Consider the following 25,069-nt stretch of genomic DNA (forward strand, 5'->3'; position numbering starts at 1 on the left):
CGGCGGATCAGCCGCTGACCGCGACGGGCTCGCCCGACGCCTCGGCGCGGTCGCCCCGGGGGCTCGCCTCAGGGCCGCCGCGCAGCGGCACCTCCTTGACCAGCAGCGCCAGCAGGAACGCGAGCACCGCCACGCACGCGCCGAGCAGGAACGCCTGGTGCGTGCCCGAGGCCACCGCCTGCTGATACGCCTCGCGGACCGCGGCGGGCAGCGCGGCCAGGCTCTCCGCGTCGAGCTGCGCGGACTGCTCGGCGGTCCCCGCGGCGGCGGCCCCGCCGCGCTCGCCCATGACGTCGGTGACCCGCCCGGTGAACAGTGCCCCCATGAGCGCCACGCCGAACGAGCTGCCGAGCGTGCGGGCGAGCGTGCTGGTGGACGAGGCGACGCCCATGTCCTTGAGCTCGACGCTGTTCTGCGCGATCAGCATGGTGATCTGCATCAGGAAGCCCATTCCGGCGCCCAGCACCGCCATGTACACGCCCGCGGTCAGCCTCGAGGTGCCGGTGTCCATCTGGGACAGCAGGAACAGGCCGATCACCATGAGCGCGCCACCCGCGATGGGGAACATCCGGTAGCGCCCCGTGCGGGTCGTGGCGCGGCCCGCGACGAGCGAGACGGCCATCATCGACAGCAGCATCGGCATCAGCAGCAGCCCGGAGTTGGTGGCCGAGGCGTTCTGCACCGCCTGCTGGAACAGCGGCAGGTAGAGCGTCGCGCCGAACATCACGAAGCCGGTGACGAAGCCGATGGCGGCCATCAACGTGAAGTTCCGGTTCCGGAAGATGTGCAGCGGCACGATCGGCTCGGCGACCCTGGTCTGGGAGAACAGGAACGCGGCGAGCGCGGCCACGCCCAGCGCGGCAAGGCCGACGATCGTGGCCGAGCCCCACGCGTACTCGGTGCCGCCCCACGTGGTGACCAGCACGATCGCGGTGATCCCGACGGTGAGCAGCGCCGCGCCGAGGTAGTCGATGCGGGCCTGCGGCCTCGGCTTCTTCGGCAGGTGCAGCACGGCGGTGACCATGGCGAGGGCGAGGGCGCCGAGCGGCAGGTTGATGTAGAACGTCCAACGCCAGCCCAGGTGGTCGGTGATCACGCCGCCGAGGGCGGGCCCGCCGATCATGGCGAGCGCCATGACGCCCGCGATCATGCCCTGGTATCTGCCGCGCTCCCTCGGCGGTATCAGGTCGCCGATGATCGCCATCACGCCCACCATCAGGCCACCGGCGCCGAGGCCCTGGACGGCGCGGAAGGCGATGAGCTGCGTCATGTCCTGGGCGACGCCGGAAAGGACGGAACCGATCAGGAAGATGATGATCGAGGCCAGAAACGCGCCCTTCCGGCCATACATGTCCCCGATCTTGCCCCACAGGGGGGTCGAGGCGGCGGTGGCCAGTGTGTACGCGGTGACGACCCACGAGAGATGGGCCGCGCCGCCGAGCTCGCCCACGATGGTCGGCATGGCGGTGCCGATGATCATGTTGTCGAGCATCGCCAGCATGATGGCGACCATCAGGGCCATCAGCACGACACGCACGCTGCGCTGGCGCGGCTGGGCCGCGGGCTCCACCGCCTCCGTCGTGTGGTGGGACACCGTTCCCCGCTTTCCCGGCTTACTTGCCGACCGGCTAGTTCAGTACTCTGGAGACGGTAAGAGGGTCACTAGCCGGTCGTCAAGTAAGTTTGGAGTAAAGCGATGAGCAGCAGCACCCGCCCGCGCAGGTCGGACACCCGGCAGCGCATCCAGGACGTCGCCCTGGAGATGTTCGCGGAGCGGGGCTACGAGAAGACGTCGCTGCGCGAGATCGCCGAGCGCCTCGAGGTGACCAAGGCCGCGCTGTACTACCACTTCAGGACCAAGGAGGACATCCTCGTCAGCCTCTTCGACGACCTGACCAGGCCCCTTGACGCGGTGGTCGACTGGGCGCGCGACCAGCCGCGCACGCTGGAGTCCAAGCGGGAGGCGCTGGCGCGCTACAGCGCCGCGCTGCGCGACGCGGCGCCCCTCTTCCGCTTCCTCCAGGAGAACCAGGCGTCGCTGCGCGAGCTCCGCACCGGCGTGGACATCAAGCAGCGCACGATGGCGCTGGTCGACCTGATGGAGCCGGTCGACGCCACCCTCACCGACCGGATGCGCTGCACGAGCGCGCTGTTCACGCTGCACGCCGGGATGTTCGCGCTGCGCGACGTCGACGCCGACCGCGAGGAGAAGCGGCTCGCGGCCCTCGAGGTGGCCACCGAGCTGATCACGGCGGCGCACGCCGGGCACGCGGAGGAGCCGCGCGCCGCCCGCCGCGCCTGAGCGCCACCCCGCACGCCCCCTCGGAAGGGGCTGTCTTGACGGTGCTGCCATCACGTTTGATGATTTCATCACTTCGGTTGTGCCGTGCCACCGGCGTTGTCGCGCCCCGCTGGGAGGCGTCCCGTGACGAACGACATCGATGTCCCCGTCCTCATCGTCGGCGGCGGCGCCGGAGGGCTGACCGCCGCCCTCCTGCTCGCCCGCATGGAGATCCCGTTCCTGCTGGTCGACGCCGCGCCAGGGGCGTCACCGCTGCCCAGGGCCCATGTGCTCAACCAGCGCGCGATGGAGATCCTGCGCGACGTGGGCCTGGCCGAAGCGGTGTACGCAGCGGGCACCCCGGCCGAGCAGATGGCCTACTCCGGCTGGTACGTCGGGCTCTCGGGCGACGGCGCTCGTGACGGCGACGGCGACGGGGCCGACCATGGCCGTCGCGTCGCGCTCCTGGAGTCCTGGGGCGGCGGCGGCCGCTCCCCCGACTGGCTCGCGGCCAGCCCCGAGCGCCAGGCCAACCTCCCGCAGCACCGGCTCGAACCCCTGCTCAGGGCGCGCGCCGAGCGGCTCGCGCCCCCGGGAGCGCTCCGTTTCCCTCACGAGCTGACGGCGTTGCGCGACGACGGCGACGCCGTGACCGCGGCCGTGACCGACCTGGGCACCGGGGCGGCGTACCGCGTGCGGGCGCGCTACCTGCTGGGGTGCGACGGGGGGCGCACGGTGGGTCCCGCGCTCGGGGTGGCGCACCGGGGGGCGCGCGACGTCGCGCGCATGGTGTCGTTCCACTTCAGCGCCGATCTCTCGCGCTGGGCGCGCGACCCCGAGGTGCTGATCCGCTGGCTGTGGCTGCCCGACCTGGGCACCGGCGGAGTGCTCGTGCCGATGGGCCCGGGGTGCTGGGGGCCCGCGTCCGAGGAGTGGGTGTTCCACCTGCACTACCCCGCCGATGAGCCGCGCGCCCTGGACGACGCCGCGGTGCTCGCCGATCTGCGCGCCGCGCTCGGCCCCGCGGTCGAGGGCGCGACGGTGCACGGGCTCTCGCGCTGGGCGGTGCAGGGGGCGCTCGCCGACCGGTTCCGCGCCGGGCGCGTGCTGCTGACCGGCGACGCGGCCCACCGCCACCCGCCGACCGGCGGCCTCGGCCTGACCTCCGCGATGCATGACGCGCAGAACGTCACATGGAAGCTGGCCGCCGTGCTGCGCGGCCACGCCGACGACGCGCTTCTCGACAGCTACGAGGCCGAGCGCCGCCCGGTCGCCGCCGCAGGCGTGCGCAGGGCGCTCGCCAGCGCCCGCAACCAGCTGGCGATCAGCGCCCACTTCGGCGGCGGCCCCGGCATGGACCCCGCCGAGAACTGGCGGCTGGCCCGCCGCCTGTGGGGCACATCGCCCGAGGACCGCGACGCGCGCCGGGCGTTCCTGCGGACGGTGGCCGCGCAGTCGATGGAGTTCAACGAGCTGGGCGTGGAGTTCGGCTACACCTATGAAACCGGCGCGGTCGTCCCCGACGGCACGCCCCCCGCGCACAACCCCGACCCCGTGCGCATACACCAGCCCTCCGCGCGCCCTGGCCATCCGCTGCCGCACGCCTGGCTGACCGACCTGGACGGCAACGCGCTGCCGGTCGCCCGGCTCATACGCCCCGGCGCGTTCCTGCTGATCGCGGGCGAGGAGGGGCGGGAGTGGTGCGAGGCGGCCGAGAAGGTCGCGGCCCGCACCGGGCTGCCGCTGACGGCCGTGCGCATCGGCCACCTCGACGGCGACTACCGCGATCCGCGCTCCACCTGGACGCGCTGGCGCGGCCACGGCCCCGAGGGTGCCGTGCTCGTGCGCCCCGACCGCTTCATCGGGTGGCGCGCGCCCGGCGCGGCGCCCGACCCGCACGCCCGGCTCGCGGCGGCCGTTGACGCGCTGCTCGGCCGGTCGCCCGGGGCGCCGGGCGTGGTGTGATGATGGGCGCATGCCCGAGCAGCGGACCGGACGGTCGACGGCGCAGGCGCCCAACCGCTTCGAGCGCCGCCGCGCCGCGACCCGGCGGGCCCTGGTGGACGCCGCCCGGCGGATTCTCGCGGAGCGGGGCGCGGGCGACATCAGCATCCAGCGGATCGCGGAGCGCGCGGACGTCGGCTTCGGCTCGTTCTACAACCACTTCTCGTCCAAGGCCGAGCTGTTCAACGCCGCCGTGGCCGAGGCCCTCGACGACTACGGCGGGGAGCTGGACGCGGTGGTCGGGTCGCTGTCCGACCCGGCCGAGCGGTTCGCGGCCAGCGTCCGGCTGACCATCGCCATGGTGGAGTCGCACCCCGAGCTGATGCGGGTGCTGCGCCACAGCGGCCTCGGCCAGGTTCCGCGCGGCGACGGCCTCGCGCCGCGCGTCCTGCGGGACATCGAACGGGGCGTGGACGCGGGCCGTTTCGCCGTGGACGACCCGGCGGTGGCGCTGGCCGCCGCGTGCGGGGCGCTGCTCGGCCTGGTCGATCTGCGCCTGCGCGACCCCGCGGGCGCGGGACCTGGCGACGGCGAACGGATGGCGGCGCTGCTGCTGCGGATGCTGGGCGTTCCGCCGGACGAGGCGGCCGAGCTGTCCCGGCGGCCGCTGCCCGCGCCCGCCGGGCGATGAGTTCGGGCGGGCCACGCGGTCTGCACGGTCATGGCTACCATCACCGAACGGCCCGAGCGCCCGTATGTCGCGATCAGGGCCCGGGTCACCATGGACACGATCCCTTCGATCGCCGACCGCGTCCCCGAGGTCATCGGCTGGCTCGCGGGCCGGGGCGTCGCGCCGGAGGGCGCGCCGTTCCTCAGGTACCGCGTGATCGACATGGAACGGTTCCTGGACATCGAGGCGGGCGTCCCGGTGGCCCGCGTCCTCGACCCCGACCCCGAAGCGGAGATCGTCTCCGGCACCCTCCCCGCGGGGCGCTACGCCACGGTGACCCACACCGGCCCCTTCGACGAACTGGTCGGCGCCACCAAGACGTTGCTGGGCTGGGCCGACGCGAAGGGCTTGCGCTGGGACGTGCGCGACGGCCCCGAGGGGCAGGTGTGGGGGTGTCGCCTCGAGGAGTACGAGACGAATCCGGCCGCCGAGCCGGATCCCGCGAAGTGGGTGACACGGCTGGCCTTTCGGCTGGCCGCGGCGTAGATCGGTGTGGGCGACCGACGGCTACGGAGGGTCCGGTGGCGCGGGCCGCCTGCCGCTGTGGCTTGTTTCGTGGTGGGTGCGGGTCAGGGCTGGCACCTACGGGAGGGAGGGCGTCGGGTGACCGGCCGCCTCGGTCACCGATCTCTGTTTGATTGCCTGGGACCGTTCGCCGAACGGTCCCAGCCAGCAACGAAACAGCCCGGTGACCGAGACGGCCGCACACCCGACACCCCTCCCCCGTGGGTGCCGATCAGTGACCCGCACCGCCACAACACCGGACACCGCGGCCGACGGCAGCAACCACCGGACCCTCCGTAGCCGCCGACCACGGCCCGCAGACCGCCACCCACCGACCCGCCGAACCCGCGCCCCCGCGCCCAAGCCGCCCGCAGGGCACCACCCCTACGGCACATCTACGGCACATCCGGCCGCGTCAGCGCCCGCCGGAACGACTCGCCCGAGCGGCGCGCATGCGTCAGCCGCTCGCGCACCTCGCGCGGGGTGCGAGGGCGGAAGCCCGGGCCGTCGCAGCAGCTCTTGTGGAACCGCACCCCCGCGTTCAGCAGAACCGAGAGCGCCCGCCAGGCCGCCACGTCACGCCGCCTGGGCGCGGCGAAGGCCGAGCCCACGTGGATCAGCGACCCGGCGCAGCGCGGACAGACGCGCGCCGGGTCGCCGAGCCGGGGATACCGCTGCTTGTACGCGGCCCGGCACGGCAGGCAGACAAACGACGTCTTGGCGTGCGACATACCCCCAGGCTAGGCCGCCCCGTCCAGGACCGGTATCAATTTCCGTTCCTCGTGGTCGAGATGGCGGTTCAGCTCGGCCATGAGCCGGTCCTCGATCGCCGGGGCGAGTTCGGGGCGCTGCGCCTCGATGCCAGGCAGCATCCCGTTGTCCTCCATCGTGTGATGGTGATGCAGCCCGGCGCAGAACGTCAGGCAGTTGACGCGGAGTTGCGCCCCCACGGCGGGGCCGCCCGCCGCCGCCTCGGTGAGCGCGACGACGGGGACCGTGCGGGCGGTCCTGGCCTGGTACTCGGCCCGGCCGGGATCCGCCTCGGCGGCGCGGGCGCGGTGGTGTGCCGGGCGCCGGAAAGCGCCCCCTTCGTGGTCAGGAGGGACCCAAGGCCGACCCGGCAGTCACGGAGGCAGCCTGACGCCCCACGCGCGCACGGCGGAAGCCCCGTGCGGCCTGCCGCAAGCAGCCTCGCTTGCAATTGCTAGCACGCCGGTGCACCCTGGGGACATGGCTTCACTGGGTGTCGGCGATCTGGGCGCGTTCCTGCGGGAGCAGCGCCGACAGGCCAAGCTGTCCCTGCGGCAGCTGGCCGACGCGGCCGGGGTGTCCAATCCGTATCTCAGCCAGATCGAGCGCGGGCTGCGCAAGCCGAGCGCCGAGATCCTCCAGCAGATCGCCAAGGGTCTGCGGATCTCCGCCGAGACGCTGTACGTGCGGGCCGGGATCCTCGACGAGCGGGCGCAGGACGCCGACGCCGGGAAGCCGCCGGGGGTGCGGGAGGCGATCGCCGCCGACCCGGGCCTCACCGAGCAGCAGAAGCAGTCGCTGCTGCACATCTATGAGTCATTCCGCAAGGAGAACCCCTGATGCCCCTGACCGATGACCTCCGCAGGACGCTGTCGAGCTCGACCCCGCTCTACGTGGCCGCCGGGACCGCCGACCTGGCCGCGCAGAAGCTGCGCGAGCTGCCCGCGACGTTCGACCGGCTGCGCGCCGAGGCGCCCGAGCGGCTGCCCAAGCTGCGTGAGCGCGCCCAGCACGCCGCGCTCCAGGGCGTCGGCATCGCGCTCGAGTACGCGGTGCGGGCGCGGGAGACGTATGACGGGCTCGCCGAGCGCGGCAAGACCGTGGTCGAGCGCCGCAGGGCCGAGGGCGCCCCGGCGGACGGGACCGACGTGACCGTGGAGCGGGCCGAGCAGCCGCCCTTCACGGAGCCCGAGGCGCGGAAGCCCGCGCAGGAGCCGGTGACCGAGCCGGTGACCGAGCCCGTCGCCGAGGAGCCCGCGCCCAAGCCGCGGACCGCGCGGACCGCGAAGAAGACCGCGCCCCGCAAGGGCGCCCCGAAGAAGATGCCCCCCAAGGACTGAGGGGCCGAAGCGCGCACGGCCGGGCCGCGAGCATTACGCGCTCCGGCTCCCGGCCGGTAGCGTGGTAAGGGACGGCAGGGCTATGGACGGAGTGTGGACAGCATGCTGTTGCAAGGCTTTGGCTCCCTGGTGAGCTATCTGTTCCTGGGGCTGCTGGTCATGAGCGGGTTCGCCCTGGTGCACGCGGCGCTCCAGCGCGAGGACGCGTTCCGGGCCGCCGACAAGCAGACCAAGTCGTTCTGGCTGATCATCCTCGGCGTCGCGGTGGCCGTGCAGGCCCTGCTCGGCGGGATCCTCTTCCTCCTCGTGGGCACGATCGCCACGATCGTCTACCTCGTGGACGTCCGCCCCGCGCTGCGCCTGGTCTCGGGCGGCGGTGGCAGGGGTGGCGGCCGGAGCAGCAGCGACGGCCCCTACGGGCCGTGGAACGGGAATCGATAACGAATCGACGGGCGCTTGGCCGATCCACCGGCACAGGGTTAGCCCCGCCCTGCTTCTGCCCTTAGCATCGGCGGGGACACCCGCATGATGAACGGCAGAGGAATTGCAGTGCGCTTTCGCCTGACTCCCCGGGAGACAAGCTTCTACGAGCTGTTCGCCACCGCTGCCGACAACGTTCTGAGTGGCTCGAAGCTGCTGATGGAGCTGCTGGGGGCCGATGCCGCTACGCGCGTGGACCTGGCCGAGCGCATGCGGGCCGCCGAGCACGCGGGGGACGACGCGACGCACGCGATCTTCCACCAGCTGAACTCCTCGTTCATCACCCCGTTCGACCGCGAGGACATCTACCGTCTCGCCTCGCGGCTCGACGACATCATGGACTTCATGGAGGAGGCCGTCGACCTCGTGGTCCTCTACGGGATCGACGAGCTGCCCAAGGGCGTCGACCAGCAGATCGAGGTGCTGTTCAGGGCCGCCGAGCTGACCGCCGATGCCATGCCGCGGCTGCGCACCATGCGGAACCTCGACGAGTACTGGATCGAGGTCAACCGCCTGGAGAACCAGGCCGACCAGATCCATCGCAAGCTCCTGGCCCACCTCTTCAACGGCAGCTACGAGGCCATCGAGGTCATGAAGCTCAAGCAGATCGTCGACGTGCTCGAAGAGGCCGCCGACGCGTTCGAGTCCGTCGCCAACACGGTGGAGACGATCGTGGTCAAGGAGTCCTGAGACCACCGTGGAGACCCTCGCCCTGGTCGTCGTCGTCGGCGCGGCGCTTCTCTTCACCTACACCAACGGCTTCCACGACGCGGCCAACGCCGTCGCCACCTCGATCTCCACGCGGGCGCTGACCCCGCGGATCGCGGTCGCGATGGCCGCGTTCATGAACCTGGTGGGCGCGTTCCTCGGCCAGGGCGTCGCCGAGACCGTCGCCGAGGGGCTGATCGAGGCGCCCACCGGCGAACGCGGCATGATCATCCTGTTCTCCGCGCTCGTCGGCGCCATCACCTGGAACCTGGTCGCGTGGTGGTACGGCCTGCCGTCCTCCTCGTCCCAGGCGCTGGTCGGCGGCCTGGTCGGCGGCGCGCTCGCCGGGGCCTCGACCGTGCACTGGGGCGGGGTGCTGACCAAGGTCGTGCTGCCCATGGTCCTCTCGCCGATCATCGGGCTGCTGCTCGGCTTCCTGGTGATGGTCGCCATCCTGTGGCTCTTCCGCCGCGCCCATCCGCACCGCGCGCAGCGCGGCTTCCGCATGGCGCAGACGGTGTCGGCGGCGGGCATGGCGCTCGGACACGGGCTCCAGGACGCGCAGAAGACCATGGGCGTGGTGACCATGGCGCTGGTGATCGCCGAGGTCTCCGACGAGGGCGACGGCATCCCGGCCTGGGTGACGGTCGTCTGCGCGCTGATGCTGTCGCTCGGGACCTACGCGGGCGGCTGGCGGATCATGCGGACGCTGGGGCGGCGGATCATCGAGCTCGACCCGCCGCGCGGCTTCGCGTCGGAGTCGACGGCCGCGTCCGTGCTGTACGCGGCGTCGTACGTGTTCAACGCGCCCGTCTCGACGACGCATGTGATCACCGCGGCGATCATGGGCTCGGGCGCGACGCGCCGGATCAGCGCGGTGCGCTGGGGGGTCGCGAAGAACATCGTGGCGGGCTGGTTCGTGACGATGCCAGCGGCCGGGGCGGTGGCCGCGCTCTGCTACGCCCTGGTGAGCCTGGCGATCCCGTAGGGCCCGGCGGCGCCACGAACACCCACGGGTTCACAGGACCCTCACCCATCCCCCGCCGGTGACCCGGGTCCCGGTCCGGGATCTCGGACAGGATTTCTCGGGGGCTGGACGAACCCCGCCCAATTCCTGTCACCAGGGGGACAGTTGAGGAACAAACGAGAACATGGACCGAGCGCGGGTCGGCGCTCCATACGCCCGCCGCGCCTGGGCGCGGCCACCGCCGCGGCGGCCGTCGCGGCCGCGTTGCTCGCGGGCTCCACGGGCCCTGCCACCGCCCAGGCCGCGCACGGGAGCGGGCACGGCAGCGGGCACGGGACCCTCGGCGACGCCCAGGGCGGCGCGCCCGGGTCGTCGCGCGTGCCGCTGATCACCGGGGACCAGGTGGTCCTCGACGCCGAGGGCCGCCCCAGCGGGCTGATCCGCGCCGAGGGCCGTGAGGCGGTGCCGTTCCGCGTCCTGCCGTCGGCCGACGGCGCGTCGACGCATGTGATCCCCGCGGACGTCGTGCCGCTGATCGCGGACGGCACGCTCGACCGGCGCCTGTTCGACGTGGCGCAGCTGGCCCGCGCGCCCTATCGCGCGGCCGGGGGGCTGCCGTTGATCGTCGGGTACGACGGCGAACGGCCGCGCGCGCAGGGCGAGGGGCCGCTCGCCGACGCCGGGGGCACCGACCTCGCCGCGATCGACGCCGAGGCCGTGACCGTCCCCGGCGACGAGATCGCCGCCGTGTGGGCCGCGTTGACCGAGGAGGCGGCGGGCGAGCGGCCGCTGGCCGCCGCACCAGGCATCGCCACGATCGCGCTCGACGGCATCGTGGAGAAGACGCTCGCCGAGAGCGTTCCGCAGATCGGCGCCCCCGAGGCGTGGGAGGCCGGGTACGACGGCACCGGCACCACGATCGCCGTGCTCGACACGGGCGTCGACGACGAACACCCCGACCTCGCGGGCAAGGTGGTCGCCGAGCAGAACTTCTCGGAGTCCCCCGACGCCCACGACCGCGACGGCCACGGCACGCACGTCGCGTCCACGGCCGCGGGCACGGGCGCGCACGGCGGCGGCGCCTACACGGGCGTCGCGCCCGGCGCCTCGATCATCAACGGCAAGGTCCTGGACGACTTCGGCTCGGGCTTCGAGTCGGACATCATCGCGGGTATGGAGTGGGCCGTCGCCCAGGGCGCCGACGTGGTCAGCATGAGCCTGGGCGGCGCGGCGGGGCCCCAGATCGACCCGATGGAGGAGGCGGTCAACACCCTGTCCGCCGAGTCCGACGCCCTGTTCGTCATCGCCGCGGGGAACAGCGGCCCCGCGGCGGGCTCCATCGGCTCCCCCGGCACGGCCGACGCCGCGCTGACCCTGGGCGCGGTCGACAAGTCCGACGCCCTGGCCGACTTCTCGTCCGTCGGGCCGCGCACCAGGGACGGCGCGGTGAAGCCCGATGTCACCGCCCCCGGGGTGGCGATCGCCGCCGCCGGGGCCGAGGGCGCGGCGATCTGGGACTACGGAACGCCCGTCGCCGACGGCTATGTCGCGATCGATGGCACATCCATGGCGACGCCACACGCCTCGGGCGCCGCCGCGCTGCTCGCGCAGGCGGACCCCGAGCTGACCGGCGAGGAGATCAAGGCCGCGCTGACCGCCTCCGCCGTGCCCGGCGAGGGGTACAGCGCGTTCCAGCAGGGCGCGGGCCGCATCGACGTGCCCGCCGCGCTGGAGCAGACGGTCACAGCGGAGCCGGTCTCGATCGGCTTCGGCTCGGTGCCGTGGCCGCACGAGGACGCCGAGCCGATCACGCGCGACCTCACCTACGGCAACGCGGGCGAGCAGGACCTCACCCTCGCGCTGACCAGCACGGGCACGGGCCCCGACGGCGACGCCGCGCCCGAGGGCATGTTCACGCTCAGCGCCGACGAGGTCACCGTTCCCGCGGGCGGCACCGCGACCGTGGAGGTCACGGCCGACACCACCCACGGCGGCGAGGTCTACGGCGCGTACACGTCGTATGTCACGGCCACCGCGGAGGACGGGCAGACGGTGCGCACCGCGGGCGCTGTCGTCCGCGAGGAGCAGCTGTTCGAGGTCACGGTCGACGTCACGGGCCGCGACGGCGCGCCCGCCACCGACTGGTGGGGCATGGTGATCGACCTGGAGACGCTCGAGTTCCACGACGTGGTGGCCGACCCGGAGACCGGCACGGGGTCGATCCGGCTGCCCGAGGGCGCGTACCAGGTCGACACGAGCGTCTTCCGCGCCACCGAGGACGGGGCCGAGCTGCTCGGCGTCGACTGGCTGCTCACGCCGTACATCGCGCTCACCGAGGACACCACGGTGGCCGCCGACGCCTCGGCGGCCGGGGCGATCGACTTCACGATGCCGGTCGACGACGCCACCCAGACCGACCTGACCGTGGGGTACCAGCTCGCGCGGGACGGGCAGACGACGTTCGACTCGGCGTGGAGCGCGGGCGGCCTGCCCGAGGGCCTGCGCACCGCGCAGCTGGGCGAGTTGGGCGACGGCTGGTCCATCTCGGGCTACGCGGGCACCACATGGGCGGCCGAGGGCGCCGAGTACCACGGGGCGCACCAGCAGGAGGGCACGTTCTACACGGGTCTGGAGAAGGAGACCGAGGAGTCGGCGCTCGCGCGCGTCACCACCGAGGAGGGCGCCTCGCTCGACGGCGTCACCGGCGTGCTGTTCACCGTCAACTCCCTGCTCTCCATGGCCTCGGCGGCCGAGCACGCGCTGCCGCGCACCACCGAGGTGTTCGTGGAGGCGGGCGTGGGGACGTGGACGCAGGAGTTCCTCCAGACCGACCCCGACGTCTTCGCGGCCGCGGGCGCCGTGACCGAGCCCACCGAGTACGCGGCGGGCGAGTCGTACCGGGAGCGTTTCAACGTCGGGGTGTTCGGGCCGAGGATCGGCGAGGAGGGCGGCCTGTTCCGGCTGGGGAACGACCTCTACGGCGCGATCAACCCCTTCTCCGACGGCGCGGACCACTCCGGCTTCAGCCAGTACGACGCCGCGACCACGACGCTCCTGCTGGACGGCGAGGAGCTGGCGGTGGTCGATGACCTCCTCGACGCGGCGGTGTTCGAGCTGCCCGCGGACGAGGGCGCGTACGAGCTGGTCAGCACGGTCACGCGGGGCGGCGATGGCGGCGTGCCGACCGCGTCCGTCTCGACGGAGATCACCACGGCGTTCACCTTCACATCGGCCGCGGGGCCCGAGGACGGTCCCGTCCCCGTGCCGGTGTCGGTGGTGCGGCTGACGCCCGAGCTCGCGCTCGACAGCACGGCCCCCGCGGGCCGGGCGCAGTCGGTGCCGCTGACGGTGCAGGGCGCGGCGGCCGGGGGCAACGTCGCCTCGCTGACCGCCGAGGTCTCCACGGACGGCGGCGCGACCTGGGCGGAGGCGGCGGTCGATGGCGACGCCTTCGAGGTCACCAACCCCGAGGCGGGCGGCACCGTGTCGTTCCGCGTCTCGCTCGAGGACGGCCGGGGCAACACGACGGTCCAGACGATCGTCGACGCCTACCGCACGGCCTGAGGCCCACGCGCGCGACGGGCGGCCCGCCTTCCCCGCACGGGGGGGGGCGGGCCGTTCCCGTTCCTCTTCTCCCGGCCGGTCAGCCGAAGCGGCCCGAGATGTAGTCCTCGGTGGCCTGCACGGACGGGTTGGAGAAGATCTTCTCCGTCGCGTCGACCTCGATCAGCCGCCCGGGCTCGCCGATGGCCGCCAGGTTGAAGAACGCGGTGCGGTCGGAGACGCGGGCCGCCTGCTGCATGTTGTGGGTGACGATGACGATCGTGTACTCGGTCTTGAGCTTGTCGATCAGGTCCTCGATCGCGAGCGTGGAGATGGGGTCGAGCGCCGAGCAGGGCTCGTCCATCAGCAGCACATCGGGCTCCACGGCGGTGGCCCGCGCGATGCAGAGACGTTGCTGCTGGCCGCCCGAGAGGCCGGACCCCGGCCGTCCGAGCCGGTCCTTGACCTCGTTCCACAGGTTGGCGCCGCGCAGGTTCTTCTCGACGATGTCGTCGAGCTCGGACCTGCGGTACTTGATGCCGTTGAGCTTGAGCCCGGCCGCCACGTTGTCGTAGATGGACATCGTCGGGAACGGGTTGGGCCGCTGGAACACCATGCCCACCGTGCGGCGCACCGAGACCGGGTCCACGCCCTGGCCGTAGAGGTCCTCGTTGTCGAGCAGCACCTTGCCCTCGACCCGGCCGCCGGGGGTGACCTCGTGCATGCGGTTGAGGGTGCGCAGAAAGGTGGACTTGCCGCAGCCTGACGGGCCGATGAACGCCGTCACCGATGCGGGCTCCACGTGCAGGGTGATCCCGTCGATCGCCTTGTGCGCCCCGTAGTACGCGGTCAGCGCGCTGACGTCGATCCGTTTGGCCATGGGGTTCGTCTTCTCCTTCTCTTTCTCGGCGTCCGTTCTTCTCGACGGCCGTTCTTCTCGGCGTCCGTTCTTCTCGGCGGACCTCAGCGTCCGCCGCTTGGCGCCTTCCAGCGGGCGATGCCGCGGGCCACCAGGTTGAGGATCATGACGAACGCGATCAGCACGGCCGCCGCGGCCCAGGCGCGGTCGAACGCCTGCTCGGTGCCGAAGCCCCACTGCTCGTAGACGTAGAGCGGGAGGGACGACTGGGCGCCCTCGAAGGGGTTGCCGTTGATCATGTTGTTGCCGAAGACCAGCAGGATGATGGGGGCGGTCTCGCCCGCGATGCGGGCCAGGGCGAGCATCACGCCGGTGGTGATCCCGCCGATCGCGGTGGGCAGCACGACCTTGAGGATCGTGCGCCACTTGGGGACGCCCATCGCGAGCGATGCCTCGCGCAGCTCGTTCGGGACCAGCTTGAGCATCTCCTCGGTGGAGCGGACCACGATCGGCACCATGAGGATGGCGAGCGCCATCGCCCCGGCGAAGCCGGAGTAGCCGAAGTCCAGCATCATGATCCACAGGCTGAGGACGAAGAGCCCTGCCACGATCGAGGGGATGCCGGTCATCACGTCCACGAAGAACGTGATCGCCCTGGCCAGCCGCCCGCGCCCGTACTCCACCAGGTAGACGGCGGTCAGCAGGCCGAGCGGGATCGCGATCACCGAGGCGAGCAGCACCTGTTCGACGGTGCCGAGGATGGCGTGGTAGATGCCGCCGCCCTCCTGCCAGCTGAGCACGCCGTTCATCGAGTGGGTCAGGAAGTACCAGCTCACGCCGGGGATGCCACGCGCGACGGTCTCCCACACGAGCGAGGCGAGCGGGACCATGGCCACGATGAAGCACGCCCACACGAGGACCGCGGCCAGCCGGTCGACGGCGTGGCGGCGGCCCTCGACGGAGGCGGAGAGGGCGAACGTGGCGCCGACGAAGACGAGCGCGGCGATCAGGCCCCACTGGCCGCGGCTGTCCAGGCGCGCGACCAGCCCGACGCCCGTGCCCACGGCGACCGAGCCGAGCGCCAGGGCGGCGAGCGACCAGCCCGGCAGGCGGGGCCTGCGCAGCGCGACCCGGCCGACGGCGGGTCCCCTGCTCGCCTCCTCGTCGGCGGGGACGGTGGTTCCGCTCATGCGTTCGCTCCCGAGTACTCCTTGCGGCGGGCGATGATCAGCCGGGCGGCGCCGTTGACCAGCAGGGTGAGGAGGAAGAGGACGAGGCCCGAGGCGATCAGCGCGTCCCGGCCCATGGATCCGGCCTCCTTGAACTGGCTGGCGATGTTCTGCGCGAACGTGCCGCCGCCCGACTCGAGCAGGCTGGCGTTGATCAGGAAGCTCGGCGAGAGAACGGTGGCCACCGCCATCGTCTCGCCCAGCGCGCGCCCGAGACCGAGCATGGACGCGCTGATCACGCCCGAGCGCCCGAAGGGCAGCACGGTCATGCGGATGACCTCCCAGCGCGTGGCGCCGAGCGCGAGGGCGGCCTCCTGGTTGGCCTTGGGCGTCTGGAGGAACACCTCGCGCGTGACGCTCGTGATGATCGGCAGGATCATCACGGCGAGCAGCAGGCCCACGGTCATCAGGGAGCGGGCCGGGGTGCCGTCGTAGGCGAAGACCCCGGTCCAGCCGAGGACGTCGTCGAGCCACTGGAACGGGCCCGTCATGCGCGGCACCAGGTAGAGGGCGCCCCACAGGCCGTAGACGATGCTGGGCACGGCGGCCAGCAGGTCGACGACGTAGGCGAGCGGGGTGGCGAGGCGGCGCGGCGCGTAGTGCGAGATGAACAGCGCGATCCCGACGGCGACCGGCACGGCGAGCACCATCGCGATGACCGAGCTGACGACCGTGCCGAACAGCAGGACGGCGATGCCGAAGCGCGGCGGGTCGGCGTTGGCGTCCCACTCGAACGTGGTCAGGAAGTTGCCTTCGTCGGCGGCGATCGCGATGCCCGCGCGGATGGCCAGGAAGACGGCGATCGCGGCCATGATCACCAGCAGCGCGATGCCTGAGCCCTTGGACAGGCCGCTGAAGATCCGGTCGCCCAGGCGCGTGGTGCTCCGGGCCCCGGCCTCCTTCATCGGCGACGGCGGGGACGGGGTCGGGGGCGGGGCTGAGGGAGAGGACATGGTGCTTCCGGTCGTCAGGCCATGGCGTCGACGCGCTGGCGGACCTGCTGGATGATGTCGCCCGAGATCGGCGCGTAGTCGATCTCGCCGAGCGCCCGCTGCCCGTCCTCACCGGCCATGTAGGCGAGGAACGCCCTGGTCAGGTCGAGGGTCTCGGGGGCGTTGCCCCGGTCGCAGGCGATCTCGTAGGTGACCAGGACGATGGGGTAGACGCCCTCCTCGCGGGTCGCGTAGTCGAGCTGGAGCGCGAGGTCGCCCTCGGTCCCCGTGACCTCGGCCTCGGCGATGGCGTTCGAGGAGTTCTCCACGGTCGCCTCGACCGGCTCGCTCGCGCCGGTGTCGACGCGGACGGTGCTGATGTCGTTCTGGTGGGCGTAGGACAGCTCGAAGTAGGCGATGGCGCCGACGTTCTGCTGGACCATGCCGACAAGCCCTGAGGAGCCGTCGGCGGACTGGCCGCCGTGGCCCTTCCACGCCTTGTCGGGCTCGTGCGGCCAGGCGTCGGGCGCGGAGGCGTGCAGATACGACGTGAAGTTGTCGGTCGTGCCCGAGCCGTCGGAGCGGTGGAACGGCGTGATCGGCACGTCGGGCAGGTCGGCGTCGGGGTTGAGCTCGGCGATGGCGGGGTCGTTCCAGCGGGCGACGCGGGAGTCGAAGATCAGCGCCAGGGTGGGGGCGTCGAGGACGAGGTCGTCGACGCCGGGGAGGTTGAAGCCGATGGCCACGGGCCCGGCGACCATGGGGAGGTGGATGGCGCGCCCGCCGTCCCGGCACACCGAGCGCGACTCCTCGATCTCGGAGTCGGTCAGCAGCGAGTCGGAGCCCGCGAAGGCCGTGGTGCCCTGGAGGAACTCCTGCACCCCGGCGCCCGAGCCCGTCGCCTTGTAGTTGATCTGGCTGTCTTCACAGTTGGCCTGGTAGGTGTTCACCCAGACCTCCATCGCGTTGGCCTGGGCGCTCGACCCCGAGGCCAGCAGCGTGCCGGTCCGACCGCAGTGAAGACCGTCGAGCGAGAAGTCCACCGCGCCCGGCAGGCCCGAGTTGTCGTCGGTGCCGCAGGCGGTCACGAGGACCAGCGCGCCACAGGCCAGCACCGCGCCGAGGCGTGTCTTCACTGTCGTTCAGTCCCTTCCGTCGCCGCTCCGCTCTGACGGTAGGTTGATCAGGTGAATCGATTGATGGTTATAAGTGAATGGAAGATGAACCCGTCCGGGTAGCCGAGCCCCGGAGACCGCACGATACTGGGTGCGCCGTCCACCGTTCGTTACGCTATACCCGACAGGGGTATAAGAGTCACAGGAGGGCGGAAATGGTCACAAGTGAGACGGTCGCGGCGAACGACACCCACAGGGACACCGGGCACCACGCGACCGGCGGCGCGGGCCCGCATGGCTACAGCAAGGACAAGGACTCCCACCTCAAGCGGCTGCGCCGCATCGAGGGCCAGGTGCGCGGGCTCCAGCGGATGGTCGACGAGGACGTCTACTGCATCGACATACTGACCCAGGTCTCGGCCTCCACGAAGGCGCTCCAGTCGTTCGCGCTCCAGCTCCTCGAGGAGCACCTGAGGCACTGCGTGGCCCGCGCCGCCGAGCAGGGCGGCCCCGAGATCGACGCCAAGGTCGAGGAGGCCACCGCGGCCATCGCCCGCCTGCTCCGCACCTGACCGCCGGCGCCCGCACGCCCCGCCCTCACACCACGGCCCCGTTGAAGACCTCACCGTCCCCGGGGAGCACGACGTCCACCGGCGCGCCGAAGTCGTACAGCTCGACCGTCGACGTCACATCGATCCCCCGCTCCCCGAAGCGGAAGCGGTGGGTGATCTCCCGCGGCAGCCCCCGGTCGTCGAGGAACGCGTCGAACGGCACCTCCGTCTCCGCGAACCCGCCCACGGCGGCGGCCAGTTGATCGCCCACCCGCCCCGGCGCCGCGTCCGCCGCCGCCGCGATGTCGGTCACCCCCCTGAAGTGCCGCAGCGTCTCGCCGCCCACCTCCGCCTCCCCCAGGTCCTCGACGGCCACGAGCCCGCCGAGCAGCGCGGCGGCGGCCAGCGGATCCGTCGCCCCGCCGGTCACGAGGTTCCCGTCGGCCAGCGACGAGACGTCGACCACGACCCACTTGTCGGGGGGAACGCCCGCGCCCCGGTTCTTCATGTAGAGCCGCCCCGGGACGAACAGCTCCGTCACCGGCTCGCCGTCGGGCAGCGTCACGAGCAGCTCGCCGCTGCGCGCCCCGTAGTCGAAGCCGCCGCGGCCGCTCAGCGTGATCCGCGTGCCGCCCGAGGCCATCTCCATCGCGGTGCGCGCCCGCGAGCTGCCCGAGTCGGCCAGCCGCTCCACCGCACCGCGGAGGGCCTCGCGCGCGTCGCCCTCGGCCGCCGCCCCCGTGCCGGAACAGCCGGTCGCGGCGGTCAGCAGCGCCAGCGCGGACAGCGCGCCGACCAGCTCGTTGACGCGCGTACGCCGCCGTAGCGCCATGGCCTGCCGACACCCCCAGCAACCGTCGTCCCGGATTCGTAACCGCCTAACGAGGGGCCCCGGCGGCCGTTACGGTGGTGGGGTGCGCGACCAGGGTGAAGACGAGGCGTCCCGGGTGGAGCCGAAGGACCCCGAAGACCCGGGGGGCGGGCCCTTGCACCGGGTCGTCCTCACCGAGCGGGGCCCGTTCGTCGCCCCACGCTGCGTCTGCGGCTGGTACGGCCCGGCGCGCCGCTCCCGGCCGCTGGCGCGCGACGAGGCCGCCGCGCACATGGCGGCGAGCGCGGCGGGGTAGCCGCCGGGCGCGCCGGAGTCTCAGGCGGCCAGGCGGCTCTGCTGCTCGGTCAGGTCGGTCGCGCGGGCGGCGGGGCGGGGCGCGCCCGGGGGGCGCGCGATCCAGCCCAGGCTCCGGCGCGTGCCGCACCGGCGCACAAGCGGGGTCAACGCGGCGAGCGCGAGCGGCGCGAGCAGCAGCGCGACCGCGGTGCCCAGGGCGTATCCGCCGATGACGTCGCTGGGGTAGTGCACCCCGAGCAGCACACGGGCAAAGCCCTGGAGGAGCGCGAACGCGAACGCGACGGCCCCGAGGACGCGATGCACCAGGAACAGCGCGACGGCGATCGCCATGGCGACGCTCGCGTGGTCGCTGACGAACGAGTACCCGTCCTTGCCCGACACCAGCACCGCGACATCCGGGTGGTCGACGAACGGGCGGGGGCGGGCCACGAAGTCACGGATCGGGGCGTTGGCCAGGAACGCGAGACCGGCGGCGAGTCCCGCCCAGGCCGTGCCCGCCACCGCCTGATGGGCGTCGGCCCTGCGCCTGACGAGGAACCAGGCGGCGACGACCAGCAGCGCCAGGGCCACGGGGATCCCGTGCTCCCCCACGAGACTGACGGCACGTCGGCCCCAGCCGGGAAGCGATTCGCCGAGGCCGTTGACGCCGTAGAGCACATCCAGCTCGATGTCTGGATTGTCGAATTGATCGAGACCAGCCATGTGCCGTTGTGGCCCCTTCTGAAGTGGGGGACCCTGCCGAGGCAGGCAGGGAGGAGGAGCCCCTGTTCCGGTACAGGTAACGCCATGTACTTCCCCCGGAGTGCCGAGGTCCATCGAATGACGGCCTCAGCGTTATCGAACAGCAACGCGTCGCCGCAGTTCAGCGAGGAATCGTTGGCCAGAACCTCACTGGACGTAGAAGGGCGCTCACGCCGCCGAGGGGCGGGTGGCCCCAAAGTAATCCGGGGAATCAATGGGGTCAAAACGGATCGTGGCCCCCGTGTACGGGGCGTTGATCATGTATCCGCCGCCGACGTAGAGGCCGACGTGGTGGATGCTCCGAGGGTCGTCGAGATCATACGCGAAGAACACCAGGTCGCCGGGCAGGAGTTCGTCCCGCGAGGGGTGGGGACCCGCGTTCCACTGGTCGTTGGCGACGCGCGGCAGCTCGATCCCGACGTCCTCGTAGGCGGCCTTGGTCAGCCCCGAGCAGTCGAACCGCCCGCCGTCCTCGGCCGTCCCTTCGCCACCCCACTGGTACGGCGTCCCGAGCTTCTCCTGCGCGTAGTGCACGGCGCCCGCCGCCGCCTCGAGCGCGGGCAGCGGCTCCTCATCGGGCGGCGCGGCGAAGCTGGCCTCGGCGGAGCGGATGATGCGGACGTAGTTCCGCGTCTCCTCGTAGGGCGGGACGCCGTTGTACCGGATCACGGCGTAGGGGCCCGCGTTGTACGCCGCCAGCATGTTGTCCACCGGGTCGCCCGGCACGTCGTCCACATAGCCCGCGAGCGAGCAGTCGTAGCGGGCGGCCGAGGGGATGGCGTCCTGCGGGTCCCACACGTTGGCCACGCCGTCGCCGTTGGCGTCGATGCCGTGGGTCGCCCACGTGCTCGGGATGAACTGCGCGATCCCCTGCGCCTCGGCGTGGCTCTGCACATCGGGCTGCCAGCCGCTCTCCTGGCTGAGCTGGGCGGCGAGTATGGCGGGCGAGAGGGTCTCGCAGTAGTTCCCCCACTCGGCGACCAGCTGCTCGTACTCCTCGGGCACGGTGTCACGCGCCAGCTGCCCACCGCCGCCGCCTCCACCCCCGCCGGGCAGATCGGACGCGGCACCGTAGACCCCGACGACGAGAAACGCCATGAACCCGCCGAGCCCCCCGACCCCGGCCCCCACGGCCAGAACGATCCTCCGCATCCCTCAACTCTCCCCAATACGAGGCCACATACGCGGCGACATACGCGGCGACCTGACCAGCACTATGGCACGCGAGGGACATCACAGCGGGGCGATCTCCCGCAACGGCGCCTGACGCGGGATCACTTCCGGTTCCCCCTCTGTCACCCGGGCGTGGCACAATCCGAAGGGAGTGCCGTACGAGAGCCAGTTGGGTGGTGAGTTCCCGTGGACGAGAACGAGGAAGAGCCGGATGGCATCGACAACATCATCGGTGGTATCGCCCCGGATTGGGGCCCGTTCGCCGCGGTGGGCAACCAGGCGCGGACGATGGTGCAGGTGATCATGGCGCTGGCCATCCTCATCTGTCTGGGCATCGCCATCTGGGGCGCGGCCAAGCAGCGCATCGGGTCCACCGCCATGCGGGACTCGTTCAGCGCGGAGCAGGGCAAGGGCCTGATCGTCGCCGGGCTGACCGGCGTCTTCATCATCGGCTCGCTCGGCACGCTGTTCACCATCATCTACGGCATGTCGATCTAGGCCGGGAGAGTCAGCTGCCCATGCGGGGAAGGCGCGTTGCGCGACACGTGGCGGCCGTCGCCACGCTGGGCGCGCTGGCCGTCGGCTGTGCCGTCGGCCCTGCGGCGAACCGCGGGGGGAGCGGGGACCCTTCGGCCGAGGAGGAGCAACGCCCCGGCGGCGGCGGGGACGACGAGGGCCCGCCGCCCCTCTCCCCCGACGACCCGTCGGAGGACGAGCCGGAGCCGGGCCCCACCTCCGCGCCCGCCACGGGGAGCGCCACGGCGGCGTCCGATCCGGTCATCGACGAGGTCGGTGACGCCTGTTGCCTGGCCCAGGTCCCCGACAGCGAGGACCTGCTGATCGCCTCCGGCGACACCGTGTTCCTCCACGAGGCCGAAGGCGACGGGGAGTTGACCCCGCTCGGGGACATCCCCGGCGATGTTCTCGGCCTGGCCGTGCCCCGCAGCGCGACGGGCAGCTTCGTCAGTGTCGTGGTCTCCTACGCGTCGGCGAGCGGCCTCCGCGTCGACAGCTACACGTACTTCCCCGCGCAGGAGTGGGCTCCGTGGGGACCCAGCTCGGCGCCGCTGCTCGACGATCCGATCCCCCTGGCAGGGGACGGCACGCGCGGCGGCGGCGCCCTGGCGTTCGGCCCCGGCGGGGCGCTGTTCCTCGGCACGGGGGACGCCGGGGACCCCGCCCTGGCCGAGGACGAGGACTCCCTCGCGGGCAAGATCCTGGAGCTCGACCCCAACGGCAGCGATCCGCCCGTCGTCCACTCCCCCGGCCCCTACGCCGACGTGCGCGGGATCGCGTGGGATCAGGATCGGATGTGGGTCGTGGACGCCGCCGACGACGGCGGCGCGCGGCTGTTCTCCGTCGTGCCCGAGGGCGACCCCGTCGACGTGCGCGAGCTGCCTGGCGAGGTGCCCATGGGGCTCGCGGCCAGCGAGGGCTCGCTGTGGATGCCGGGCGGCGCCGAGGGCACGCTGTGGCGCATCCCGCTCCACGGCACCCGGCTGGTGGCCGACCCCGCCGCCGTGCTCGACCTCGCCGCGCCGGGGGCGTTGCTCACCGACGCGGGCTCGACGGACCTGCTCGCCCTGGGCGACGGCGGCGTGCTCCGCCTCACCGTGGAGTGACCGGGCGGCCCCGCTCGAACGGTGTCAGCCCGAACGGTGTCGGCCCGAACGGTGTCAGCCCGAACGGTGTCAGCCCGCCCCGAGGCCCCTGACCGCCAGGTCGAGCAGCGCGAAGGCGAAGAGGCTGATGCCGACGAAGCCGTTGACCGTGAAGAACGCCCGGTTCAGGCGGCTCAGATCCCGCGGCGTCACGATCGCGTGCTCGTAGGCGAACGCCGCCGCCACCACCGCGACCCCGGCCCACAGGAACGGCCCGCCCTCCGTGGCCATCGCGTACCACGCGAGCAGCCCGAGCGTCAGCACATGGCACGCGCGCGCCCCGTACAGCGCCCCCGCGATCCCGAAGCGCGCGGGCACCGAACGCACGCCCCCCGCGCGGTCGGACGCCACGTCCTGGCACGCGTAGATCAGGTCGAACCCCCCGATCCACAGCCCCACCGCGAGGCCCAGGAGCGCCGCGTCCCACGACCACGCGCCCGTCACCGCGAGCCAGCCGCCCACCGGGCCCATGGCCTGGGCGATCCCGAGGATCGCGTGCGGGAAGTCCGTGAACCGCTTGCCGTACGGATAGACCACCATCGGCACCACGGCCACCGGCGCGAGCGCGAGGCAGAGGGGGTTGAGCAGCGCGGCGGCGCCGAGGAAGACGGCGAGCGCCACGAGCGCGCCGCTCCACGCCGCGCGCACGGAGACGGCGCCCGTGACGAGTTCGCGCCCTGCCGTGCGCGGGTTGCGCGCGTCGATCTCGCGGTCGATGATCCGGTTGGCCGCCATGGCGAACGTCCGCAGCCCGACCATCGCGAGCGTCACGAGCAGCAGCGTCCACCAGTCCACGGACCCCTCGTCCAGGAACATGGCGGTGAGCGTCGCGGTGTAGGCGAAGGGCAGCGCGAAGACCGAGTGCTCAATCATCACCAGCCGCAGGAACGCCCTGACGTGGCCCGCTCCCTGCCCTGGACCCGGCGTTCCGAGGGCGGACGCCTCGGCCGTCACAGCCCGTACTCCTTCCAGCGGCGGCTGACGCGCTCGGCGACCTCGGGGTCCGACACGATCATCGGCGGCCAGCCGCCGTCGCGCGTGTATCCCTCCTCCGGCCACTTCGCCGTGGCGTCGATGCCCGCCTTGCCGCCCCAGAACTGCTGGTACGACGCGTGGTCGAGATGGTCGACCGGGCCCTGCGTGAGCAGCAGGTCGCGCGCGTAGTCGACGTTGCCGAGCGCCCGCCAGGCGACCTCGTGCAGGTCGTGCACGTCGCAGTCGGAGTCCACGACGACGATCAGCTTGGTCAGCGACATCATGTGGGCGCCCCACACGGCCGACATCACCTTCTGGGCGTGCTTGGGGTACTTCTTGTCGATCGACAGGATCGCGCAGTTGTGGAAGCCGCCCGCCTCGGGCAGGTGGTAGTCCACGATGTCCGGGATGATGATCTTGAGCAGCGGCAGGAAGAACCGCTCCGTCGCGCGCCCGAGCGGCCCGTCCTCGGTGGGCGGGCGCCCCACGACGATCGACTGGAACAGCGGCTTGCGCCGCATCGTGACGCAGTCGATCGTCAGCGCCGGGAACGGCTCCCGCGGCGTGTAGAAGCCGGTGTGGTCGCCGAACGGGCCCTCAGGCATGGTGCGTCCCGGCTCGAGCCAGCCCTCGAGCACGACCTCGGCGTTGGCCGGGACCTGGAGCGGCACCGTCTGGCAGTCCACCAGCTCGATCCGCCTGCCCTGCACGAACCCCGCGAAGAGGTACTCGTCGATGTCGCCTGGCAGCGGCGCGGTCGAGGCGTAGGTCACGGCGGGCGGGCAGCCGAACGCTATCGCCACCGGCAGCCGTTCCCCGCGCCGCGCGGCCACCTGGTAGTGGTTGCGGCTGTCCTTGTGGATCTGCCAGTGCATGCCGATCGTGCGCGCGTCGTGGCGCTGGAGCCGGTAGAGGCCGAGGTTGCGGATCCCGGTCTCGGGGTCCTTCGTGTGCGTCAGCCCGAGGTTGAAGAACGACCCGCCGTCCTCCGGCCAGGTGAACAGCGCGGGAAGGCGGTCGAGATCGACGTCGTCGCCCTTGAGGACGACCTCCTGCACCGGCGCGCTCTTCACCTTCTTCGGCGGCACGTGCGACATCGCGCCGAGCTTCCCGAACGCCTCGCGGATGCCGACGAACCCGTGCGGCAGCTCGGGCTTGAGCAGGCCGCCGATCTTCTCGCCGATGTCCTCGTACGAGCGCAGCCCGAGCGCCTTGAGCAGCCGGCGGTCGGTCCCGAAGACGTTCATGGCCAGGGGGAGGTCGGAGCCCTTGACGTTCTCGAAGAGCAACGCCGGGCCCCCCGCCTTGTTCACCCGGTCGGTGATCTCGCCCACTTCGAGGTGGGGATCGACCTCCGCCTTCACCCGCTTGAGGTCGCCGTCGCGTTCGAGCGCCTTCAGCAGGGCACGGAGGTCGTCGTATGCCATGCCGCTCAGTATTGCCGACGCATTACCCTG

25 protein-coding genes and 1 pseudogene are annotated in these 25,069 nt (G+C 72.3%); 14 read left to right on the forward strand and 12 right to left on the reverse strand.

Going from position 1 to position 25,069, the window contains the following annotated elements:
• Positions 1–7: 7 nt before the first annotated feature.
• A complete protein-coding gene (locus D7318_RS12955) occupies positions 8–1,522 on the reverse strand; it encodes an MDR family MFS transporter (RefSeq protein WP_120697154.1) in 1,515 nt (504 codons plus the stop codon).
• A 174-nt stretch (positions 1,523–1,696) separates the two neighbouring features.
• On the opposite strand from D7318_RS12955, the gene D7318_RS12960 reads away from it, so the two are divergent.
• From D7318_RS12960 to D7318_RS12975, 4 genes are all read left to right on the forward strand, one after another.
• Positions 1,697–2,302: a TetR/AcrR family transcriptional regulator gene (locus D7318_RS12960; RefSeq protein WP_120697078.1), complete on the forward strand. Its 606-nt coding sequence runs from the start codon at positions 1,697–1,699 to the stop codon at positions 2,300–2,302.
• 123 nt (positions 2,303–2,425) lie between these two features.
• Positions 2,426–4,246, forward strand: coding sequence for an FAD-dependent monooxygenase (locus D7318_RS12965; RefSeq protein ID WP_120697079.1), 1,821 nt, complete (start codon positions 2,426–2,428; stop codon positions 4,244–4,246).
• A gap of 10 nt (positions 4,247–4,256) precedes the next feature.
• Positions 4,257–4,916 carry a TetR/AcrR family transcriptional regulator gene (locus D7318_RS12970; RefSeq protein WP_120697080.1) on the forward strand — a complete coding sequence of 220 codons (660 nt, stop codon included), beginning with the start codon at positions 4,257–4,259 and terminating at the stop codon, positions 4,914–4,916.
• A 30-nt stretch (positions 4,917–4,946) separates the two neighbouring features.
• On the forward strand, positions 4,947–5,441 hold the full coding sequence (locus tag D7318_RS12975; protein ID WP_120697081.1) for a GyrI-like domain-containing protein: 495 nt from the start codon (positions 4,947–4,949) through the stop codon (positions 5,439–5,441).
• Positions 5,442–5,854: 413 nt separating this feature from the next.
• Here the strand turns inward: D7318_RS12975 and D7318_RS12980 are convergent, their stop codons facing one another.
• Together D7318_RS12980 and D7318_RS33905 are read right to left on the reverse strand one after the other, a co-directional pair.
• Positions 5,855–6,190, reverse strand: coding sequence for a deoxyxylulose-5-phosphate synthase (locus D7318_RS12980; protein WP_120697082.1), 336 nt, complete (start codon positions 6,188–6,190; stop codon positions 5,855–5,857).
• 9 nt (positions 6,191–6,199) lie between these two features.
• A pseudogene (locus D7318_RS33905) lies at positions 6,200–6,514 on the reverse strand (hypothetical protein); the annotation flags it as partial.
• Positions 6,515–6,689: 175 nt separating this feature from the next.
• On the opposite strand from D7318_RS33905, the gene D7318_RS12990 reads away from it, so the two are divergent.
• From D7318_RS12990 to D7318_RS13015, 6 genes are all read left to right on the forward strand, one after another.
• Positions 6,690–7,049, forward strand: a complete 360-nt coding sequence (locus tag D7318_RS12990; protein WP_120697084.1) for a helix-turn-helix domain-containing protein — start codon at positions 6,690–6,692, stop codon at positions 7,047–7,049.
• Positions 7,049–7,549 carry a superantigen-like protein SSL4 gene (locus D7318_RS12995; protein WP_120697085.1) on the forward strand — a complete coding sequence of 167 codons (501 nt, stop codon included), beginning with the start codon at positions 7,049–7,051 and terminating at the stop codon, positions 7,547–7,549. Before D7318_RS12990 ends, D7318_RS12995 begins: the two co-directional genes overlap by 1 nt.
• Before the next feature lie 102 nt (positions 7,550–7,651).
• Complete coding sequence (locus D7318_RS13000; RefSeq protein ID WP_120697086.1) at positions 7,652–7,990, forward strand: DUF2516 family protein; 339 nt, start codon at positions 7,652–7,654, stop codon at positions 7,988–7,990.
• Positions 7,991–8,098: 108 nt separating this feature from the next.
• Positions 8,099–8,719 carry a DUF47 domain-containing protein gene (locus D7318_RS13005; protein WP_120697087.1) on the forward strand — a complete coding sequence of 207 codons (621 nt, stop codon included), beginning with the start codon at positions 8,099–8,101 and terminating at the stop codon, positions 8,717–8,719.
• A gap of 7 nt (positions 8,720–8,726) precedes the next feature.
• Positions 8,727–9,725, forward strand: a complete 999-nt coding sequence (locus D7318_RS13010) for an inorganic phosphate transporter (protein WP_120697088.1) — start codon at positions 8,727–8,729, stop codon at positions 9,723–9,725.
• A gap of 144 nt (positions 9,726–9,869) precedes the next feature.
• Positions 9,870–13,268 (forward strand): S8 family serine peptidase, encoded by a 3,399-nt coding sequence (locus D7318_RS13015; RefSeq protein WP_230423688.1) that lies wholly within the window; start codon positions 9,870–9,872, stop codon positions 13,266–13,268.
• A gap of 79 nt (positions 13,269–13,347) precedes the next feature.
• Here D7318_RS13015 and pstB read toward each other — a convergent pair whose 3' ends face one another.
• The 4 genes from pstB to pstS form a co-directional block, all read right to left on the reverse strand.
• Complete coding sequence (pstB, locus tag D7318_RS13020) at positions 13,348–14,127, reverse strand: phosphate ABC transporter ATP-binding protein PstB (protein WP_120697089.1); 780 nt, start codon at positions 14,125–14,127, stop codon at positions 13,348–13,350.
• An 83-nt stretch (positions 14,128–14,210) separates the two neighbouring features.
• Positions 14,211–15,296, reverse strand: coding sequence for a phosphate ABC transporter permease PstA (gene pstA / locus D7318_RS13025; RefSeq protein ID WP_120697090.1), 1,086 nt, complete (start codon positions 15,294–15,296; stop codon positions 14,211–14,213).
• Positions 15,293–16,240 carry a phosphate ABC transporter permease subunit PstC gene (pstC, locus tag D7318_RS13030; RefSeq protein WP_230423696.1) on the reverse strand — a complete coding sequence of 316 codons (948 nt, stop codon included), beginning with the start codon at positions 16,238–16,240 and terminating at the stop codon, positions 15,293–15,295. The genes pstA and pstC overlap by 4 nt, the downstream gene beginning before the upstream one ends.
• Before the next feature lie 62 nt (positions 16,241–16,302).
• Positions 16,303–17,403 (reverse strand): phosphate ABC transporter substrate-binding protein PstS, encoded by a 1,101-nt coding sequence (pstS, locus tag D7318_RS13035; RefSeq protein ID WP_120697092.1) that lies wholly within the window; start codon positions 17,401–17,403, stop codon positions 16,303–16,305.
• 194 nt (positions 17,404–17,597) lie between these two features.
• On the opposite strand from pstS, the gene D7318_RS13040 reads away from it, so the two are divergent.
• Positions 17,598–17,954 (forward strand): metal-sensitive transcriptional regulator, encoded by a 357-nt coding sequence (locus D7318_RS13040; RefSeq protein ID WP_120697093.1) that lies wholly within the window; start codon positions 17,598–17,600, stop codon positions 17,952–17,954.
• A gap of 25 nt (positions 17,955–17,979) precedes the next feature.
• Here D7318_RS13040 and D7318_RS13045 read toward each other — a convergent pair whose 3' ends face one another.
• Positions 17,980–18,765 carry a hypothetical protein gene (locus D7318_RS13045; RefSeq protein WP_120697094.1) on the reverse strand — a complete coding sequence of 262 codons (786 nt, stop codon included), beginning with the start codon at positions 18,763–18,765 and terminating at the stop codon, positions 17,980–17,982.
• A gap of 82 nt (positions 18,766–18,847) precedes the next feature.
• Between D7318_RS13045 and D7318_RS13050 the strand changes: the two genes are divergently transcribed.
• Positions 18,848–19,060 (forward strand): hypothetical protein, encoded by a 213-nt coding sequence (locus tag D7318_RS13050; protein WP_120697095.1) that lies wholly within the window; start codon positions 18,848–18,850, stop codon positions 19,058–19,060.
• A 20-nt stretch (positions 19,061–19,080) separates the two neighbouring features.
• On the opposite strand, the gene D7318_RS13055 is transcribed toward D7318_RS13050, so the two are convergent.
• Together D7318_RS13055 and D7318_RS13060 are read right to left on the reverse strand one after the other, a co-directional pair.
• Entirely contained in the window at positions 19,081–19,764 is a 684-nt protein-coding gene (locus D7318_RS13055; protein ID WP_120697096.1) for a phosphatase PAP2 family protein, read from the reverse strand.
• A 207-nt stretch (positions 19,765–19,971) separates the two neighbouring features.
• On the reverse strand, positions 19,972–20,955 hold the full coding sequence (locus D7318_RS13060; protein ID WP_120697097.1) for a C40 family peptidase: 984 nt from the start codon (positions 20,953–20,955) through the stop codon (positions 19,972–19,974).
• Between the two features lie 207 nt (positions 20,956–21,162).
• Here D7318_RS13060 and D7318_RS13065 point away from each other — a divergent pair, with 207 nt between their 5' ends.
• Both D7318_RS13065 and D7318_RS13070 read left to right on the forward strand, forming a co-directional pair.
• A complete protein-coding gene (locus D7318_RS13065; protein WP_120697098.1) occupies positions 21,163–21,474 on the forward strand; it encodes a hypothetical protein in 312 nt (103 codons plus the stop codon).
• A gap of 47 nt (positions 21,475–21,521) precedes the next feature.
• Entirely contained in the window at positions 21,522–22,598 is a 1,077-nt protein-coding gene (locus D7318_RS13070; RefSeq protein WP_120697099.1) for a PQQ-dependent sugar dehydrogenase, read from the forward strand.
• 69 nt (positions 22,599–22,667) lie between these two features.
• Here D7318_RS13070 and mqnP read toward each other — a convergent pair whose 3' ends face one another.
• Both mqnP and D7318_RS13080 read right to left on the reverse strand, forming a co-directional pair.
• A complete protein-coding gene (gene mqnP, locus D7318_RS13075) occupies positions 22,668–23,591 on the reverse strand; it encodes a menaquinone biosynthesis prenyltransferase MqnP (RefSeq protein ID WP_120697100.1) in 924 nt (307 codons plus the stop codon).
• Positions 23,588–25,039, reverse strand: a complete 1,452-nt coding sequence (locus D7318_RS13080) for a menaquinone biosynthesis decarboxylase (protein ID WP_120697101.1) — start codon at positions 25,037–25,039, stop codon at positions 23,588–23,590. The genes mqnP and D7318_RS13080 overlap by 4 nt, the downstream gene beginning before the upstream one ends.
• Between the last annotated feature and the right edge of the window lie 30 nt (positions 25,040–25,069).

The organism is Streptomyces radicis (assembly GCF_003626575.1).
Taxonomy (GTDB): domain Bacteria; phylum Actinomycetota; class Actinomycetes; order Streptomycetales; family Streptomycetaceae; genus Streptomyces; species Streptomyces radicis.

Bases quoted from the DNA above. Each gene is read 5' to 3' on its own strand.
- pstC (WP_230423696.1), bottom strand. From the start codon at position 16,240: ATGAAGGAGGCCGGGGCCCGGAGCACCACGCGCCTGGGCGACCGGATC.
- D7318_RS12960 (WP_120697078.1), top strand. From the start codon at position 1,697: ATGAGCAGCAGCACCCGCCCGCGCAGGTCGGACACCCGGCAGCGCATC.
- D7318_RS13080 (WP_120697101.1), bottom strand. From the start codon at position 25,039: ATGGCATACGACGACCTCCGTGCCCTGCTGAAGGCGCTCGAACGCGAC.
- D7318_RS13060 (WP_120697097.1), bottom strand. From the start codon at position 20,955: ATGCGGAGGATCGTTCTGGCCGTGGGGGCCGGGGTCGGGGGGCTCGGC.
- D7318_RS12995 (WP_120697085.1), top strand. From the start codon at position 7,049: ATGCCCCTGACCGATGACCTCCGCAGGACGCTGTCGAGCTCGACCCCG.
- pstA (WP_120697090.1), bottom strand. From the start codon at position 15,296: ATGAGCGGAACCACCGTCCCCGCCGACGAGGAGGCGAGCAGGGGACCC.
- D7318_RS12980 (WP_120697082.1), bottom strand. From the start codon at position 6,190: ATGTCGCACGCCAAGACGTCGTTTGTCTGCCTGCCGTGCCGGGCCGCG.
- D7318_RS12990 (WP_120697084.1), top strand. From the start codon at position 6,690: ATGGCTTCACTGGGTGTCGGCGATCTGGGCGCGTTCCTGCGGGAGCAG.
- D7318_RS13055 (WP_120697096.1), bottom strand. From the start codon at position 19,764: ATGGCTGGTCTCGATCAATTCGACAATCCAGACATCGAGCTGGATGTG.
- D7318_RS13045 (WP_120697094.1), bottom strand. From the start codon at position 18,765: ATGGCGCTACGGCGGCGTACGCGCGTCAACGAGCTGGTCGGCGCGCTG.
- D7318_RS13040 (WP_120697093.1), top strand. From the start codon at position 17,598: ATGGTCACAAGTGAGACGGTCGCGGCGAACGACACCCACAGGGACACC.
- pstB (WP_120697089.1), bottom strand. From the start codon at position 14,127: ATGGCCAAACGGATCGACGTCAGCGCGCTGACCGCGTACTACGGGGCG.
- D7318_RS12975 (WP_120697081.1), top strand. From the start codon at position 4,947: ATGGCTACCATCACCGAACGGCCCGAGCGCCCGTATGTCGCGATCAGG.
- D7318_RS12955 (WP_120697154.1), bottom strand. From the start codon at position 1,522: ATGGCCCTGATGGTCGCCATCATGCTGGCGATGCTCGACAACATGATC.
- D7318_RS13000 (WP_120697086.1), top strand. From the start codon at position 7,652: ATGCTGTTGCAAGGCTTTGGCTCCCTGGTGAGCTATCTGTTCCTGGGG.
- D7318_RS12970 (WP_120697080.1), top strand. From the start codon at position 4,257: ATGCCCGAGCAGCGGACCGGACGGTCGACGGCGCAGGCGCCCAACCGC.